At 68.7% G+C, this 16,170-nt stretch carries 19 protein-coding genes and 1 pseudogene; 12 read left to right on the forward strand and 8 right to left on the reverse strand.

The window, feature by feature from the left end:
- The first annotated feature begins 43 nt into the window (after window positions 1-43).
- Window positions 44-1,189, forward strand: a complete 1,146-nt coding sequence (locus SD626R_RS05330) for an acyl-CoA dehydrogenase family protein (protein ID WP_092564512.1) — start codon at window positions 44-46, stop codon at window positions 1,187-1,189.
- 10 nt (window positions 1,190-1,199) lie between these two features.
- Here SD626R_RS05330 and SD626R_RS05335 read toward each other — a convergent pair whose 3' ends face one another.
- Window positions 1,200-2,309: an OBG GTPase family GTP-binding protein gene (locus SD626R_RS05335; protein WP_092564515.1), complete on the reverse strand. Its 1,110-nt coding sequence runs from the start codon at window positions 2,307-2,309 to the stop codon at window positions 1,200-1,202.
- A gap of 204 nt (window positions 2,310-2,513) precedes the next feature.
- On the opposite strand from SD626R_RS05335, the gene SD626R_RS05340 reads away from it, so the two are divergent.
- Window positions 2,514-2,714 (forward strand): VNG_1110C family protein, encoded by a 201-nt coding sequence (locus tag SD626R_RS05340; RefSeq protein WP_092564518.1) that lies wholly within the window; start codon window positions 2,514-2,516, stop codon window positions 2,712-2,714.
- Window positions 2,715-2,760: 46 nt separating this feature from the next.
- On the opposite strand, the gene SD626R_RS05345 is transcribed toward SD626R_RS05340, so the two are convergent.
- Window positions 2,761-3,216 (reverse strand): hypothetical protein, encoded by a 456-nt coding sequence (locus SD626R_RS05345; protein WP_092564521.1) that lies wholly within the window; start codon window positions 3,214-3,216, stop codon window positions 2,761-2,763.
- Between the two features lie 184 nt (window positions 3,217-3,400).
- Between SD626R_RS05345 and coxB the strand changes: the two genes are divergently transcribed.
- Together coxB and SD626R_RS05355 are read left to right on the forward strand one after the other, a co-directional pair.
- Window positions 3,401-4,177: a cytochrome c oxidase subunit II gene (gene coxB, locus SD626R_RS05350; RefSeq protein ID WP_092564523.1), complete on the forward strand. Its 777-nt coding sequence runs from the start codon at window positions 3,401-3,403 to the stop codon at window positions 4,175-4,177.
- Complete coding sequence (locus SD626R_RS05355) at window positions 4,174-6,672, forward strand: cbb3-type cytochrome c oxidase subunit I (protein ID WP_092564525.1); 2,499 nt, start codon at window positions 4,174-4,176, stop codon at window positions 6,670-6,672. Before coxB ends, SD626R_RS05355 begins: the two co-directional genes overlap by 4 nt.
- Before the next feature lie 86 nt (window positions 6,673-6,758).
- On the opposite strand, the gene SD626R_RS05360 is transcribed toward SD626R_RS05355, so the two are convergent.
- The gene (locus tag SD626R_RS05360; protein WP_092564527.1) at window positions 6,759-7,256 is read right to left on the reverse strand and encodes a zinc ribbon domain-containing protein; all 498 of its coding nucleotides are present in this window, start codon (window positions 7,254-7,256) and stop codon (window positions 6,759-6,761) included.
- 79 nt (window positions 7,257-7,335) lie between these two features.
- Here SD626R_RS05360 and SD626R_RS16735 point away from each other — a divergent pair, with 79 nt between their 5' ends.
- Both SD626R_RS16735 and SD626R_RS05365 read left to right on the forward strand, forming a co-directional pair.
- The gene (locus SD626R_RS16735) at window positions 7,336-7,482 is read left to right on the forward strand and encodes a hypothetical protein (RefSeq protein ID WP_176697275.1); all 147 of its coding nucleotides are present in this window, start codon (window positions 7,336-7,338) and stop codon (window positions 7,480-7,482) included.
- 73 nt (window positions 7,483-7,555) lie between these two features.
- The gene (locus SD626R_RS05365) at window positions 7,556-8,548 is read left to right on the forward strand and encodes an NAD-dependent epimerase/dehydratase family protein (protein ID WP_092564530.1); all 993 of its coding nucleotides are present in this window, start codon (window positions 7,556-7,558) and stop codon (window positions 8,546-8,548) included.
- A gap of 38 nt (window positions 8,549-8,586) precedes the next feature.
- Here SD626R_RS05365 and SD626R_RS05370 read toward each other — a convergent pair whose 3' ends face one another.
- Window positions 8,587-9,336, reverse strand: coding sequence for a GNAT family N-acetyltransferase (locus tag SD626R_RS05370; protein WP_092564532.1), 750 nt, complete (start codon window positions 9,334-9,336; stop codon window positions 8,587-8,589).
- Window positions 9,337-9,442: 106 nt separating this feature from the next.
- A complete protein-coding gene (locus SD626R_RS05375) occupies window positions 9,443-9,718 on the reverse strand; it encodes a cytochrome C oxidase subunit IV family protein (RefSeq protein WP_092564534.1) in 276 nt (91 codons plus the stop codon).
- A gap of 164 nt (window positions 9,719-9,882) precedes the next feature.
- Here SD626R_RS05375 and SD626R_RS05380 point away from each other — a divergent pair, with 164 nt between their 5' ends.
- On the forward strand, window positions 9,883-10,401 hold the full coding sequence (locus SD626R_RS05380) for a hypothetical protein (protein ID WP_092564556.1): 519 nt from the start codon (window positions 9,883-9,885) through the stop codon (window positions 10,399-10,401).
- 84 nt (window positions 10,402-10,485) lie between these two features.
- On the opposite strand, the gene SD626R_RS05385 is transcribed toward SD626R_RS05380, so the two are convergent.
- Window positions 10,486-11,043, reverse strand: a complete 558-nt coding sequence (locus tag SD626R_RS05385) for a halocyanin domain-containing protein (protein ID WP_092564536.1) — start codon at window positions 11,041-11,043, stop codon at window positions 10,486-10,488.
- Window positions 11,044-11,191: 148 nt separating this feature from the next.
- Here SD626R_RS05385 and SD626R_RS05390 point away from each other — a divergent pair, with 148 nt between their 5' ends.
- The 4 genes from SD626R_RS05390 to SD626R_RS05405 all read left to right on the forward strand — a co-directional run bounded on the left by SD626R_RS05390 (window position 11,192) and on the right by SD626R_RS05405 (window position 14,509).
- A complete protein-coding gene (locus SD626R_RS05390; RefSeq protein ID WP_092564538.1) occupies window positions 11,192-11,782 on the forward strand; it encodes a hypothetical protein in 591 nt (196 codons plus the stop codon).
- Between the two features lie 58 nt (window positions 11,783-11,840).
- Window positions 11,841-13,028, forward strand: a complete 1,188-nt coding sequence (locus SD626R_RS05395) for a redox-regulated ATPase YchF (protein WP_092564540.1) — start codon at window positions 11,841-11,843, stop codon at window positions 13,026-13,028.
- A 103-nt stretch (window positions 13,029-13,131) separates the two neighbouring features.
- Window positions 13,132-13,962: an amidohydrolase family protein gene (locus SD626R_RS05400; RefSeq protein ID WP_092564542.1), complete on the forward strand. Its 831-nt coding sequence runs from the start codon at window positions 13,132-13,134 to the stop codon at window positions 13,960-13,962.
- A 40-nt stretch (window positions 13,963-14,002) separates the two neighbouring features.
- Window positions 14,003-14,509, forward strand: a complete 507-nt coding sequence (locus SD626R_RS05405; protein WP_092564544.1) for a DUF371 domain-containing protein — start codon at window positions 14,003-14,005, stop codon at window positions 14,507-14,509.
- A 31-nt stretch (window positions 14,510-14,540) separates the two neighbouring features.
- Here the strand turns inward: SD626R_RS05405 and SD626R_RS05410 are convergent, their stop codons facing one another.
- On the reverse strand, window positions 14,541-14,888 hold the full coding sequence (locus tag SD626R_RS05410; RefSeq protein WP_092564546.1) for a DUF7522 family protein: 348 nt from the start codon (window positions 14,886-14,888) through the stop codon (window positions 14,541-14,543).
- A gap of 55 nt (window positions 14,889-14,943) precedes the next feature.
- Window positions 14,944-15,546, reverse strand: a complete 603-nt coding sequence (locus tag SD626R_RS05415) for an NUDIX hydrolase (protein WP_092564548.1) — start codon at window positions 15,544-15,546, stop codon at window positions 14,944-14,946.
- A 188-nt stretch (window positions 15,547-15,734) separates the two neighbouring features.
- On the opposite strand from SD626R_RS05415, the pseudogene SD626R_RS05420 reads away from it, so the two are divergent.
- Window positions 15,735-16,170, forward strand: a pseudogene (locus SD626R_RS05420) (proline--tRNA ligase); the annotation flags it as partial.

Genomic DNA, 16,170 nt, shown 5'->3' on the forward strand with positions numbered 1-16,170 from the left:
GGTCGTTCGCATCGTTTATGCCGGCGGGTCGCAATTCTTGCCTATGGACTTCGAGCTACCCGCGGAACACCGGATGATACGCGACACCGTCCGGGAGTTCTGCGAGGAGGAGATCCGGCCGATCGCCCAGGAGATCGAGGACGAACACCGGTTCCCCGACGAGGTCTTCGCCGACCTGAACGACCTCGACATGATGGGCGTCCCCGTGAGCGAGGAGTACGGCGGGCTCGGCGGCGACCAGCTCATGTACGCCCTGGTCACCGAGGAGATCGGTCGGGTCTCGGGTGGGATCGGCCTCTCGTACGCGGCCCACACCTCCCTCGGCGCGAAGCCGATCGAGCTGTTCGGCACCCCCGAGCAGAAGGAGGAGTGGCTCCGTCCGCTCGCCGAGGGACGCGAGATCGGCGCGTGGGCGCTCACAGAGCCCGGCAGCGGCTCCGACGCCTCCGACATGGACACGACCGCCGACTTCGACGCCGACGCCGGCGAGTACGTGTTGAACGGGACGAAGCAATTCATCACGAACGCGAACGTCGCCAACAGCGTGCTGGTGAAGGCCGTCACCGACCCGGACGCCGGCTACGACGGCATCTCGACGTTCATCGTCGACCCCGAGGACGACGGGTTCGAGATCACGACCGTCTGGGACAAGATGGGCCTCAACTCCTCGCCGACCTGCGAGATCAAGCTGGACGACGTGCGGATCCCGGCGGACCGGCTGCTCGGCGAGGAGGGCGAGGGGTGGACCCAGACGATGAAGACGCTCGATGGCGGCCGGATCTCCATCGCGGCGCTGTCGGTCGGGCTCGCGCAGGGGGCCTACGAGGCCGCGAAGGAGTACGCCGGCGAGCGCGAGCAGTTCGGGAAGCCGATCGCGAAGTTCGACGCGATCCGCGACAAGGTCGTCCACATGCACCGGCAGACGGAGCGCGCGCGGCTGCTCACCCACAAGGCGGCGACGAGGTACGACGCCGGCGAGTCGGTCACCCGGGAGTCGGCGCTGGCGAAGCTCGACGCCAGCGAGGCGGCCCGCGAGGTCGCCGAGGAGGCCGTCCAGACGCTGGGCGGTTACGGCTACACCACCGACTTCGCGCCCCAGCGGTTCTACCGCGACGCGAAGCTGATGGAGATCGGCGAGGGGACGAGCGAGATCCAGCACGTCGTGCTCGGCCGCGAGCTCGGCCTGTAACTCAGGGGGCTCACTTCCGCGCGACGATCCGGAGCACGTCCTCGTCCGCCAGCTCGTGGCCCTTCCCGACCTGCTGATCGTCGTGTTTCGCGCTCGCGCCGGAGACGCGCGCGAACTTGAACCGCTCGTCGAACTCCCCGCCGATCTTCGCGCAGGCGTCGCCGACCGTGTCGCCCTCGAAGAGGATGAGCGGCTCCTCGTAGTCGACGCCGCGGCCGGGCTTGTCCATGTAGATTCGGATGACACCGAGCTCCGCCCAGAGGCGCTCTTTGAGCCCGTCGAGTCCGAGCTCCTTCTCGGCGGAAATGAAGAGCACGTCGTCGGGGTCGAGGTCGCGCTCGCGGAGCTCCTCCTTGACGGTCGGGAGGTAGCTCTTGTCGATGAGGTCGGCCTTGTTCACCGTCACCATCGACGGGAGGTACTCCCGGTTGTCCATCACGGCGTCGACGAGCTCGTCGATCGTGAGGTCGTGGGGGATCGTCACCTTCGCGTTGACGTAGCCGTACTCCCGGAGCACCTGCTTGACCGTCTCCTCGTCGAGGCTCACCTCGTCGCTCATCGTCACGCCGAGCCCGTCCTTGTGCGTCTTCCGGATGTTGATGTTCGGCGGCTCGGCGTCGAGGCGGATGTTCGTCGCGTACAGCTCCTCGCGGAGCCGGTCGTACTGCTCGATCTCGAAGACGGAGAGCATGAAGACGACGAGGTCCGCGGTCCGGACGACGGAGAGGACCTCCTTCCCGCCCCCGCGGCCGCCAGCGGCGCCCTCGATCAGCCCCGGCACGTCGAGGATCTGGATGTTCGCGCCGCGGTATTTCAGCATGCCGGGGTTGACGTCGAGCGTCGTGAACTCGTAGGAGCCGACCTCGCTGTCGGCGTTGGTGAGGGCGTTGATGAGGGTGGACTTGCCGACGCTCGGGAACCCGACCAGCGCGACCGTGGCGTCGCCGTGCTTCTCGACCGCGTAGCCGTGGCCGCCGCCGGCGGAGGACTGGTTCTCCAGCTTCTCTTTCTTCTCCGCGAGCTTCGCCTTCAGGCGCCCGATGTGGGCCTCCGTGGCCTTGTTGTAGGGCGTCTCGGCGATCTCCTCGCGGAGGTCCTCGATCTCCTCTTCCAGTCCCATTGGCGTACAGTCGGCCGTTCGCCTCGTTAAAGGTGTTCCTTCGGTCCGTCGGACGGTTCGCGGGCGGGGCGCAAACCGGTCGCACACCGTCCCGTCAGAACCGTCCGGGGACCGTCCGCCGCGACGGGCCGTGCGAGTCGGCCACGGTCCTGTCGATACTTCGATACGGTTATATCCGCGACGCGCGACCTACACGCACGTCGAATGCCCGATCCGTCGAGCCTCCGTGACAGCACGCAGATCGTCCTCCCGTGTCGCGCCCTCGACGGCCTCGGCGAGCGGTTCCGAGAGCGGTTCACCGTGACGGTCGTCGAGGCCGACGGCTACTGTCGGATCATCGGCAGTCCGGTCGAGATCAAGGCCGCGAGCGACTTCCTCGCGCGGAACGGCGTCGCGGTCGCGTAGGGAGGTCGGCGCGCGAGGCGCGAAAGAGGAGTCGACGGGGCCCCACTCAGCCGATGACGCCGACGAGGAGCTGGACGGCGATGAGGACGAGGAAGACGAGTCCCGCGGCGAACGAGCCCGCGGCGACGCCGTGCGCGTTCCCGAGCCCGCGCTCCCGGGCGCCGAAGTAGGCGCCGAGGAAGACGAAGCCGGTCACGAGCAGCCCGACCGCGGCGTAGGTGACGCTGAGGAGGCTACTGGAGAGCCCCTCCGGGAGTCCGAAGTTACCGACCGCGAGCAGCGCGACGCCGCCGATGCCGACCGTGACGACGACGAAGGTGACGGCCCACACGACCGGCTGGCGGACGAACTCGCGAAGCGCGCCGACGACCGCGGCGTATCTGTCGTGCGACGCGTCCGTCCCGGGCGCCGTTCGCCGCGCGCCGACCTTCGCGACGGCGAGGAAGGTGGCCGCGGCGAGCAGCCCCATTAGTGCCGTGCTCAAGAGCGTGAGTGAGACCATGGTGGGGTTCGTTGTTAGGCGGTCCGTTCGCGTGTACAAATAGCCTTCGTATACACGTCCGGATCGGCTCCCCGTCCCCGTCGGAGACGCGTCGGATCGGGGAGCAGATACGGGGTTTCCGGTCGCGCTACACAAGAGCTAAGTGTGCCATCGCCAAGTGTGACTCAAGAGCTGATAGAGGAACATGATAGATCCAATTATCCTGCAACCGGGGGGCGACTGGCGCGCGCAGGCGGAGGTGTTCGAGGAGATATTCTTCGTCTTCCTCGCGCTCGGGACCCTCGTCGGGACGATCGTCGTCGCATACACGCTGTGGAACGTGTACAAGTACCGCGACGACGGAGGCGAACCGAAAGAGAGCTTCGACGCGCCGACGGTCGGCGAACTCCCGACGGGACAGGGCGGTCCGAAGGCCAAGAAGCTGTTCCTGTCGTTCGGGCTGAGCGCGATCGTCGTCATCAGTCTCGTTGTGTACGCGTACGGCATCCTCCTCTACGTAGAGGAGGGCCCCGACACGGGCGACGAAGGCGATATCGAGATCCTCGTCGAGGGGTATCAGTTCGGTTGGGAGTACGAGTACCCGAACGGTCACACCACGACCGGTGAGATGATCGTGCCGGCCGACCAGCGCATCGACATCGAGGTGACCTCACGCGACGTCTGGCACAACTTCGGCTCGTCGGAGTTACGGATAAAGTCCGACGCTATCCCCGGAGAGACCAACTCCAACTGGTTCTCCGTGAGTTCCGAGGAGGTCGAGGCGCAGGGCGGTGAGGCCACGTACAGGGTCGAGTGCTTCGAGCTGTGCGGACAGGGGCACTCGGCGATGAAAGGACAGATCACGGTCCTCCCGCAGGACGAGTGGCAGGAGTGGTACGAGGGCACGGGCGGCGACTCCGCGGAGGGTAACTCCTCCAGCGCGAGCGTGAGCGCCGCCGCCGTCGGGGGTGTTCCCGCATGAGCGAGCTCCCGCCGACGACCTCCGTCAAGCGCTGGCTCGTGACGACGAACCACAAGGACGTCGGAATCTTATACACGATCACCGCGCTGTTCTTCCTGCTGTTCGGCGGCGTGCTGGCGCTGCTGATCCGCGTTCAGCTCTGGGACCCAGCGAATCAGGTGCTCTCCGGGCTCGCGTACAACGAGGCGGTGACGGCCCACGGGCTGATAATGGTGTTCTGGTTCCTCTCGCCGTTCGCCTTCGGCTTCGCGAACTACTTCGTCCCGCTCCAGATCGGCGCCGATGACCTCGCGTTCCCGCGGCTGAACGCGCTCTCGTACTGGATGTACCTGTTCTCCGGCGTACTGCTGGGTGTCAGCTTCTTCCAGGGCGGCACGCTGAGCGCCGGGTGGACGATGTACGCACCGCTCAACATCCCGATGTACACGCCGAGCATCGGGTCGACGGGAGCGGTCCTCGCGCTCGCGGTCTTCATCATCGGAGTCACCGCCTCGTCGGTGAACTTCCTCGTGTCGATCCACCACTCGCGCGCCGAGGGGATGGGGATCATGGATATGCCGATGTTCACGTGGAGCATCCTCGCGACCGTGTGGATGATGCTGTTCGCGTTCGCCGCGATGCTCGCCGCGGGGCTCATCCTCGCCGCCGACCGCGTGCTCGGTTCGGTGTACTTCTCGGCGACCGAGGGCGGCTCCCTCCTGTGGGGGCACCTGTTCTGGTTCTTCGGTCACCCGGAGGTGTACATCGTCTTCTTCCCGGCGCTGGGCGTCATGTTGGAGCTGTTCCAGACGTTCTCCGGCCGCCGGCTCGTCGGGCGGAAGTGGGTCATCATCTCCATCTGTCTCATCTCCGTCCAGTCGTTCCTCGTGTGGATGCACCACATGTTCCTCACGACGATCAACCTGGAGATCAAGACGCTGATGATGGCGACCACCATCGGCATCTCGCTCCCGTTCGACCTCGTCGTGTTCTCGCTGATCTACACGCTGATCAAGGGGCGGATCCAGTTCACGACGCCGTTCCTCTTCGCGTTCGGCGCCCTGCTGCTCTTCATCCTCGGCGGCATCACCGGCGTGTTCCTCGGCGCCATCGTCCTCGACTACGAGTTCCGCGGCACCTACTGGGTGGTGGCGCACTTCCACTACGTCATGTTCGGGGGCGCGACGGCGCTGTTCGGCGGGGCCTACTACTGGTTCCCGAAGGTCACCGGGAAGATGTACGACGAGCTGCTCGGGAAGCTCCACTTCGTGATCTTCTTCGTCAGCTTCAACATGGTGTACTTCTCCATGTTCCTCGGCTGGGAGACCCCGCGCCGCGTCTTCGAGTACAACCCCGAGTTCCAGACGTTCCACCAGATCGGGACGATCGGGGCGTTCATCCTCGGGTTCTCCTTCTTCATCATGTTCTACAACTTCGCGAAGTCGTACGTCTCGGGCCCCGAGGCGGGCGACAACCCGTGGGACTACTCGCGGACCGCCGAGTGGGCGGTCTCCTCGCCGCCGCCGCTCGAAAACTGGCCGAACCGCCCCTCGTACGCGTCCGGGAAGCTCGAATTCGTGAAGGACTTCGTCCCCGACGGCGGGCCCGCGGTGAAGACCGACAGCGACGGCAACGCCGCGACCGACGGGGGGGACACGCACTCCGACCACATCAAGGAGTACCCGTACTGGGACAAACACCCGAGCCACGCGAGCATCTGGCCGTTCGCCCTTTCGCTGATGACCGCGTTCTTCATGTTCGGACTCTCCGGGTTCGCCGACTCGGTCACGTTCATCGTCGGCGAGTCGCTCGCGTCGACGAGCGTCGAGATCTCGAACCTCCTCTACCCGACGTTCATCATCGTCGGCCTCGTCGGGCTGATCGCGAGCGGCGTGATGTGGGGATTAGAGGACTTCTACGCCCCGCCGAGCGAGTTCGCCGAGCGGTGGCCGTTCAACGGCGTCGAGAAGGTCAAGCTGGGGATGTGGTTCTTCCTGGCGTCCGACGTGATCGTCTTCGGCGCGTTCCTCTCCGCGGCCATCTTCGTCCGATACAACGCCGGCTGGATGACGTGGGAGCCGCTGACGGAGTCGCTGCCGGGGCTCATCAACACGTTCGTGCTGATCACCTCCTCGTTCACGGTGATCCTGGCGCTCGTCGCCGCTCACCGGAACAGCCGGAAGGGCCTGTTGGCCTCGCTCGGTGCGACGATCCTGCTCGGGTTCACCTTCCTGGCGATCAAGATGTGGGAGTGGCACCACGAGGTCTTCGACCGCGGCGTGATGATCGCGTCGAACGCCCACGGTGACCCGATACAAGCGTCGATCTACTACGTCACCACGGGGCTCCACGGCATTCACGTCGTGGGCGGCCTCCTGATCGCCTGTTACCTGTTCGTCCGGGCCTACCAGGGCCACTATATGGACGACGAGCGGCCGGTGGAGTACTTCGGCCTCTACTGGCACTTCGTCGACATCGTCTGGGTGTTCATCTTCCCGCTGTTCTACCTCTTCTGAGGCGGCGGTCGCCGTCCCGATTTTAACGGTTCTTTTCGATGTCGACCGCGTTCCGATAGCTCGCGTGTCGCTTTCTCGCGTCGGCCTCACCCGTCGATCGGCTCGGCGCACCACTGACAGAAGTCGAAGGACGGGTCGGTCTCGCGGCCGCAGTGAGGACACGAGGCCGCGTCCGCACCGGAGGTCTCGTCGGACGCCGGCTGGTCCCGAGGCTCGGTCGTTGCGCTCGTTCCCGACGCGGCGGTCGTCCGCTCAGCCGACGCCTCCCGATCGGGCAGATCCGCCGTCGCCGTCCGGCGTTCGCGTTCGTATTCGCGGTTCTGCCGGTGCGCCGTGACGTACGCGTCGATCACGCTGGCGGCGGCGACGAACAGGGCCGGCGCCACGTCGGCGAACGGCGGCACGTCGCCGGCGATGAGCCCGTCGACCGCCGCGTCGGGAACGAGCGCGACGACCGCCGCGGTGACCGCGACGTACCAGCCGAACGCGCGAGCCCAGCGGCGGAGATAGGCGTGTCCGAGTCCAGAGACGACGAGCGCCAGCAGCGCGGCGAGCCACGGCCGACGACGGCTGCGATCTGTCATGAAGCGGGATACGAACGCCGGGACCGTGTAACTGGCCCTCGCTCGGAGCGTTTATGTCGCCGAGACGCCGAGTCGGTGTATGCTCGGACTCCCGGCCGGTGACTTCCTGATCGGGATCGGATACGCGGTGATCGGGGTCGCGACGTGGTTCCTCGGGCTCGGCATTGCGTACCTCCTCTACCGGCGCTGGCGCGGCGACGGGCCGCGCCCGAAGTACGAGGAGTGAATCGTCGGTCTCCTGGCCGCGCGGCCCGTTTCGGTTCGGTCACACTTTTGAGGGCGACGGACCGAAAACCCCTATGACCGACACGGCGCTCGTCATCGGCGGGACCCGGTTCATCGGGCGACACACCGTCTCGGACCTGCTCGCGAACGGGTACGAGGTGGCGATGCTGAACCGCGGCAGTCACGAGAACCCCTTCGCCGACGACGACCGCGTGACGCACGTAGAGGGCGACCGGACGAACGAGCGCGACCTCCGAACGGCGAAGCTCTCGGCTGCCCCCGACGTCGTGATCGACTGCGTCGCCTACCGGCCCGACGACGTGGCGACCGCGGTCGACGTGTTCGCCGACGTCGACGGCTACGTGTACGTCTCGTCGGGGTCGAGCTACGCCGCGGAGGCGATCCCGAAACGCGAGGGAGAGACGCCGCTAGAGCCGTGCACTCCCGAACAGGCGACCGACGAGAGCGACGAGACGTACGGGAACCGGAAGGCCGAAGGGGACCGGATCGTGTCCGACGCCGCCGAGGAGGGCGTCAACGCCATTGCGGTCCGACCGTGCGTCGTCTACGGGCCGTACGACTACACGGAGCGGCTCGACTACTGGATCGACCGCGTGCTCTCGCACGACCGCGTCGTCGTCCCCGGCGACGGGCAGAACCTCTGGCACCGGGCGTACGTCGAGGACGTCGCGAGCGCGCTCCGGGTCGTCGCCGAGCGCGGCGACTCCGGCGCCGCCTACAACGTCGGTGACCGCCGAGCGCTCACGCTCGAAGAGACGGTGGAGGCGATCGCCGAGGCCGCCGGGGCCGACCCGGAGGTCGTGCCGGCGAGCGCCGACGCGCTCGCGGCCGGCGGGCTCGAACCCGACGACTTCCCGCTCTACCGGGAGTACCCGCACCTGCTCGACACGTGCGCGCTCGCCGACCTCGGCTGGGAGTCGACGCCCGTCGACGAGGCGATGGCCCGCACCGTCGCCGAGCACCGGGAGGCCGACCGCGACGGGAGCGAGTTGGACCCCGGGCGCGAGGCGGAAGAGCGCGTGCTGGGCGTGAAGGAGACGCTGTAGCGGGGGATCGCTACGGGGCGAGGCGACCGGCGCGCGGCTCAGTAGGCGGCGTCCCAGCGCGACGGCTTCCGGCGGTTCCCGCAGTCGCCGCACTCCATGCGATCCATCGTGTCGATGGCGACGTCGGTCCCCTCGCAGTTCCCGCAGAAGTAGCCGTAGCGTCGCTCCCGGTCGGGGTCGGCGTACGCGACGTAGAAGGGGCCGTCGGAGCCGCGCTCGCTCTCGTCGAAGGCGACGTGGACGGTGTCGCCGGCGGCCGTCTCGACCGTGCCCTCGGAGATGCCGGTCAGCCGGCTGACCTGTTTGCGGTACTCCCGCTCGTCGAACGTCTCCTCGCCGATCTCGACGCGGCGCTCGCCGACCAGCTCGTACCCCTCGCCCTCGTAGAACGCGGTGCCGACCTCGTTGGCGACGAGGACGCGCGCCTCGATGCGGTCGACGTCGACCTCCCGGAGCTCCGCTTCCAGGTGTTCGAGGAGCGCGGAACCGATCCCGGAGCCGCGATGATCCGGGTGGACGTGGACCCAGTCGATCTCGCCGACCCGCTCGCGGCGCCCGACCACGTAGCTCTCGGCGAACCCGACCACGTCGTCGTCGACGACGGCGACGGGACACACCGTCGTCTCGTCGTCGATGTCCGCGACGAGGTCGTCCGGGTCGTACCACTCGTCGACCGCCTCGGCGAGTAACGCCTCGTCGACCGCGTGACCGTAGGAGGCGATCAGCGATTCGTGGGCGACCTCTCGGATCGCGTCAACGTCGTCTGCGGTGGCGTCGCGGAGTTCCATACGCTACCGTTCGCGCACTGCCACAAAAAACACGCCCGAAGGTGTCAGAACTACCGGATCGATCGGGGGCGGAGACGGAGGGAGCGGGAGAACGGGGGTGACCGCGCTACGAGATGGAGTAGGTCGCGGCGGCCATCAGCAGCATGGTGAGCGCGAGCGCGAGCGCCATCACGTAGGTGAGCGAGCGGTTCTCCCACCGGAGGTGCTGGAAGTAGGCGACGATGAGCAGCGTCTTGACCGTCGCGATCACCAGCGTCCCGCCGAGGGCCTGGGCGTACGTGAACTCGATGAACGTGGCCTCGAAGAGAATGAAGTTCAGCGTCGCCGCGACCAAGAGCGCGACGTATATCGCCGTGTAGAGTTTGAGCGAGTCGTCCGACATTGCTTGCCACCACCTTCGTCCGTGCGCTTAAAGAATTAACCATCCGGTCCCCGTGCCGGCGCGGGGTCGCGGCCCGCGGGACCAACGCTGGCGTCTCGGAAAACCCCGAAACGACTATGTCGTCGACGGGCCGAACTCGCGACGACGCCGACCGAGGACTCACCGTGGACCCGCTCGAACCGACGGACGACCTGCTCGAATCGCTGTACGTCGTCAACAAGGTCGCGAAGCGGTTCGCCGACGAGGCGACCGCGGCCTACGACCGCGGCGACGTCACCGAGAGCAACGTCCGTTCGGCCCGAAAGGACGCTCTCTACCGGACGAAGACCGCGGTCCTGTCGCGGATCGTCGCCCACGAGGAGTCGCAGGTCACCGGGGAGTACCACGCGATCAACGGCGACGTCTGGCTGTTCCTCACGGTCCGCGGCTGGCACTTCCACCAGCCGCCGCGCGCCATCGGCGCCGCTCTCGCGGACGAGGTCGACGTCGCGAACGCGCCCGACGAGCCGATCGACGCCCCGTACGAGCGCGACGCCTCGGTCGAGCGCTCGGACCGGTCGCTCGAAGACGCCCTCACGCGGCTGGCGGAGGCGGGAGTCAACGCGAACGACCACCTCGCGCGGCCGACCGTGACGACCGAGCACGACCGGATCGTCGACGTGCGCTGGTCGTTCCTGCCGTAGTCGGGCCCGGACCCGCGGCTATCGGGACGGGTGTCGGTGTCGGCAACGACGAAAATCGAGAACCGCTGAGAGACCGGACCGGCGTTAGCTCTCGACGACTTCGATGGCGCCGAGCATCCCGTTCCCCTGGTGCGGCGTGCACTGGTAGAGCTGGATCCCGGTGTTGTCGAACGACTGCTCGAAGGTCGTCCCCTCCTCGGCGACCGCGTTCCCGCTCTCGAAGTCGGACTCGGACGCCTCTACGGAGGCGACGTTGTGGGCGCCTCCCTGACCGGTCCACTCCCAGACGACGGTCGTGCTGGAGTCGATCCGGATCGCCGGGGGATCGAACGCGTAGCCGATGTCGCCGGCGCCGACGGCGACGGTGACCTCGTCCTGCCCGGTGTAGTCGGCGATGGTGCCCTCGTACATCCGGGCGTCCGCGAGGTAGTCGTCGATCTCGCCCGGGACGTCGTCGAGGGCCTCCCCCGCGCCGCCCGAGCCGCCGTCGGAACCGTCCGAACCGTCGGAACCGTCGGAACTGTCCGAACCGTCGGAACCGTCACCGCCGTCCCCGCCGCCGGAACAGCCGGCGAGCGTTCCGAGGGCGAGCGCGGCTCCGGTTCCGGCGACGTACCGCCGTCTACTCAGTCTATCAGACATCACCGAAGGTAGGGGTTTGACCCTTACAAACCTCTTGATACACCCCGGATCGTCGGAACGGCCAGAGGGGTTAAGTAGCTCCCCAGAACGGCGACCGCGGCCGCGCCGTCGGCGCCTTTATTCGCCGGCGGCGCCGTGGTTGCGACGGATGCGGGAAGACGAACTGGCGACGCGCGTCGTCGACCACTACGCGGCCGCTCACGACGACCCGGCGATCCGGCTGGAGGAGCCGTACGACGCCGACGGGCGGCGCGGGGTCGTCGACGCCTACGTCCGGCTGCGGACGCCCGAGCGCGTCGACCACGTGATCGAGCTCAAGGCCGACGCCGCCGTGCGCCGGGCGACCGGCGCGAACGAGGTCCTGCGCCAGTACCGGCGGATGGAGCGGTACTTCCACGCCGACGAGCGCCACGCGATCCGGCCGAAGCTGGGGCGCACCGAGCCGGGCGCGCGCTACCTGCTGCTGTTCGCGCCCACGCCGACCTGCGTCCACCACGTGGCCACCCACCGGTCGCTGTACGGCTCCGTCGACGTCGCGGCCCGCGTGGACGACGTCCCCGCCGTCCGCACCGTCGCGTTCCTCACGGGACTCGACGGCGACCCCGCCGACCTCGGGATGGTGTCGGTCAACGGCGACGCCCCGTTCGGCTCCGAGGCGTTCCTCGACGCCGTGCCGCCGGAGTCGCGGCTCGCGGAGAGCCTCCGCGGCGTCGACGACGACCTCGTCGAGTTCGATTGAGTTCGACCGCGGCCCGCCCGACCGAAAGGCGCTTTTCGCCGCGCCGCGACCCACGACCATGATCACGGTCGCGTTGGCGGGGAAGCCGAACGCCGGGAAGTCCACCTTCTACACGGCGGCGACGATGGCCGACGTCGACGTCGCGAACTACCCGTTCACCACGATCGACGCGAACCGGGGCGTCACGCACGTCCGCACCGAGTGCCCCTGTCTCGACCGCGAGGAGCGCTGCGGTTCGGAGAACTGCCGCGGCGGGAAGCGTTACGTCCCCGTCGAGCTCCTCGACGTGGCCGGGCTCGTGCCCGGCGCCCACGAGGGGAAGGGGCTCGGCAATCAGTTCCTCGACGAGCTGACGAACGCCGACGTCGTCTTGAACGTCGTCGACGCCTCGGGGGCGACGAACGCGGAGGGCGAGCCGGTCGAAGTCGGTGCGCACGACCCGCTCGACGACGTGGACTTCGTCGAAGAGGAGATGGACCTGTGGCTCGCGGGCATCGTCGACCGCAACTGGGAGGCCGTCGAGCGGAAGTCGCGCTCGCCCGACTTCGACCTCGAAGCGTCGATCACGGAGCTGCTGACCGGGTTCGGCGCCGCCGAGCGCGACGTGACGGCCGTCCTGCGCGGGCTGGAGTACCCCGACGACCCGAAGGCGTGGACCGGCGACGACCGCGAGGCGCTCGCGCGGGCGACCCGCCGGCGCACCAAGCCGATCGTCGTCGTCGCCAACAAGATCGACGCCGCGCCCGACGGCGCCCTCGACCGGATCCGCGAGGGCACGGACAAGCCCGTGGTCCCGGCGACGGCCGACGGCGAGCTCGGCCTGCGCCGCGCCGCGGAGGCGGGCGTCGTCGACTACGACCCCGGCGACGGCGACTTCGAGATCCGCGGCGACGTCTCCGAGGAGCAGCGCAAGGGCCTCGACGCGATCCGCGGCGCGATGGACGACCACGGCGGGACCGGGGTCCAGACCGCGCTGAACGCCGCCGTCTACGACCTGCTCGACCGGATCACCGTCTACCCGGTACAGGACGCCTCGAAGTGGACGGACGGGACGGGCAACGTCCTCCCCGACGCCTTCCTCCTCCCGTCGGGGTCGACGCCGCCGGACCTCGCGTACGCGGTCCACACCGACATCGGCGAGGGGTACCTCCACGCGGTCGACGCGCGCTCCTCGCGGCGGATCGGGGAGGGCCACGAGCTGAGCGAGGGCGACGTGGTGAAGATCGTCTCGACCGCGGGGCCGTGAGGGCGGTCGTGACCGGAGCCGCGAGAGCGTCCGGCCGGAGCGACGTCGGGGACCGGGCGTGAGACCGACAGGCACATGCGGATCCCCCGAGAGGGACCGGTAGATGCTCGGGCTGGAACACGACTTCCGGATCATCGACACCCGCGCGACGCTCGACCCGGACGAGTCCTCGGTCGCCACCCACGGCCGGGACATCTCCCCCGAGCGGTTGGAGCGCGAGATGCTCCAGGCGGGCGTGGTGCGCGCGGTCGCGAGCCCCGGCCGTCGCGCGTCCGGACGGAGCTACCTCCGCGCGAACAACGCGGTCGCGCGCCTCTCGATCGACCGGCCGTTCGTCGCGTTCGCCCGACTCAACGGCCCGCGCGACCCGGGAGACGGCCCCGTCGCGGCGGTGCGGAACCTGCGCGCCGAGCGGGACGACCACCACGCCCGGCCCGACGACGTCGAGCAGTACTCCTACGACGACCGCTTCCACGGGTTCACGCTCGTCCCGCACGTCGACGGGCTCCCGAACGAGGACGTGCTCACCCGGCTGGAGGCGGCCGACCTCCCCCTCATCGTCCACGCCGGGCGGGCGTTCCCGCCCGACGCCGTCGAGCGCGAGCTGCTCGATTACGACCTCCCGGTCGTGCTCGCGAGCTTCGGCGGTTACCCGCTCGACGCCGACCTGATGAACGAGACGCTCGACCTCCTGGACGAGTACGACCGGCTCTACGTCGACACGAGCGCCGTCCGCTACCGGGAGGTGCTCGAACGGGGCGTCCTCGAACACCCCGACCGCGTCCTCTTCGGCTCCGGCGCGCCCGACGTCCACCCGAACGTCGGGGTGATGGAGGTGCTCACCCTCGACGTCTCGGAGGACCTGATGCGCCGGGTGTTCGCCAAGAACCCCGCACGGCTGATCCCCGCGCTCGCCGAGGGCGCGGACGTTTGAAGCGACGGGCACTTGTCGCGCCGTCGCGGACCGGAGTGGCATGAGCGACGCCGAGCGCGAAAGCGACGCCGTCGGTGACGACGCCCTCGTCGAAGTCGTCCACGCCACCGGCCACGAGCACGTCACCGCCGAGCATGCGAGCACCGTCGAGCTCACGACCGATGACTGGCTCACCCCAGCGGGCGACTGCATCGTCGGCGTCGACGCCGGCTGCGCGCCCCGCGACTTCGCCCCCGAGTTCCGCGAGTCGTGTCGGGACGCTGACGCGACGATCACGGCGACGTTCGCGGTCGGAGAGCCGGGGGCGGACATCGCGGACCTCGTGGATCCCGCCCACGTCGACGAGATCGTCGGCCGCGGCGACCCCGACCTTGCCCTCCGCGACGACCGGTCGCTGGTCGGACGGACCAGCGAGTACACCGACGACGAGCGGACAATCTTCGTCGACGGCGACGGCGCCGCCGCCGACCTCGACCGCGACCTCGTGGCCGCGCTCGCCGAGGGCGCGCCGCTGACGCTGCGGCTGGCGGTCGAACCGAGCGGGTGACGGTCGGATCGGCGAGCCGCGCCCGGTCCGGTCAGAGCCGGTCGGCGGCGTCGATGAGCTCGATGACGGGGAACGGCTCGGTCCGGTCGAACGACGCGAAGACCGCCTCGTAGCGCGCCGAGGGCAACACGAGCACGACGACGTTCTCGAAGAACAGGGTCTGGGCCTCGAACGGCTCGTCGATGAGCTCTTTGAACTCGTCGCCGGTGACCTGATTCGCCATGATCAGCCGGTAGGCGGATTCGAGGTCTCCTCCCGAGTACCGCGATTCGACGTCCTCCCGGATGTACTCGACCTCGAAGTCGAGGGAGCCGAGGGAGGCGATCACGCGCGCCTCGGCGCCGTCGATGCCGCGGAGCGTCTCGACGAGTTCGGACACACCAGCGTTTTTTGCTGCTACCTTCTAAAACTGGCCATTCGGAGCCGGTCCGGTCTCAGATCGGAAGCTCGGCGTCGGCGCCGACCACCCGGTCGACCTCCTCGGGCGCGCGCCAGTCGGTCGTGCGCTCCAGCAGCTGGACGACCATCCGACCCGTCACGCCCCAGACGGTGTAGCCGCCGACGTGGAAGTAGTGAACCCGGTGGTCGCCGTACTCCGGGTGGCCGAGGCGGCGCTCCGACTCGTAGTTCGCGGGGTCCGTCAGCCCGTCGACGGGGAGGACCGCCACTTCCGCGACCTCCGACTCGTCGGGGACGTACTCGCGGTCGGGCGCGACGCCGACGAAGGGCCGGATCCGGTACGCGGAGGAGGTGCGCGTGTCGTCGAGCCGCCCGACGACGTCGACCTCGTCGGGGCGCAACCCGACCTCTTCGTCGGCCTCGCGGAGCGCGGTGTCGGTGAGTGTCCGGTCGATCGGCTCGCGGCCGCCGCCGGGGAAGCTCATCTGTCCGGGGTGCTCGCCGAGGTGGGCGGCGCGCTTGGTGAACAGCAGGTGGGCCTCGCCGCCGCGCTCGATGACGGGCGCGAGCACGGCCGCCTCGCGGCGCGCCCGAGTCACCTCCTCGGGCGCGTACCGACGCAGCCCCGTCAGGTCCATACCGGCCGTAGGCGTCCGGACGGGGTTAACGTTTCTCCGCGTTCCGGCGATCTGAAAGGGGGCCAGGGGCGACGCGCTCGGCGCGACCCCGGACGCGACGCGGCTCTGGGCGAGTAACGCGCCGCGGCCGGGGACTCGCCCGCGCGGCTTCGGACGTTTTAAGCCCGCGACCGACCCTTCACACGACAATGAGCGACGACGACCAGGAACTCGGGATCACCGAGTCCAAGTCACACAACACCGGCGAGTGGTACGCCGAGGTCGTGCGGAAGGCGGGGCTGGCCGACTACGGCCCCGAGGGGATGAGCGGGTTCATCGTCACCCGGCCGCGGGCGTACGCCGTCTGGGAGCGACTGCAGGGGTTCCTCGACGCGAAGTTCAAGCAGACCGGCGTACAGAACGCCTACTTCCCCCTCTTCATCCCCGAGTCCTACCTCGAACGGGAGAAGGACATCGTCGAGGGGTTCGATCCCGAGGTCGCGTGGGTGACCGAGGCGGGTAACAAGGAGCTCGAAGAGCGGCTCGCGGTCCGGCCCACCTCCGAGTCCATCATCACGCCGTACATCAGTCAGTGGGTCCGGAGCCACCGCGACCTCCCGCTGCGCTTCAACCCATGCTGCTCGG

This window comes from Halorubrum sp. SD626R (assembly GCF_001261915.1).
Lineage (GTDB): Archaea > Halobacteriota > Halobacteria > Halobacteriales > Haloferacaceae > Halorubrum.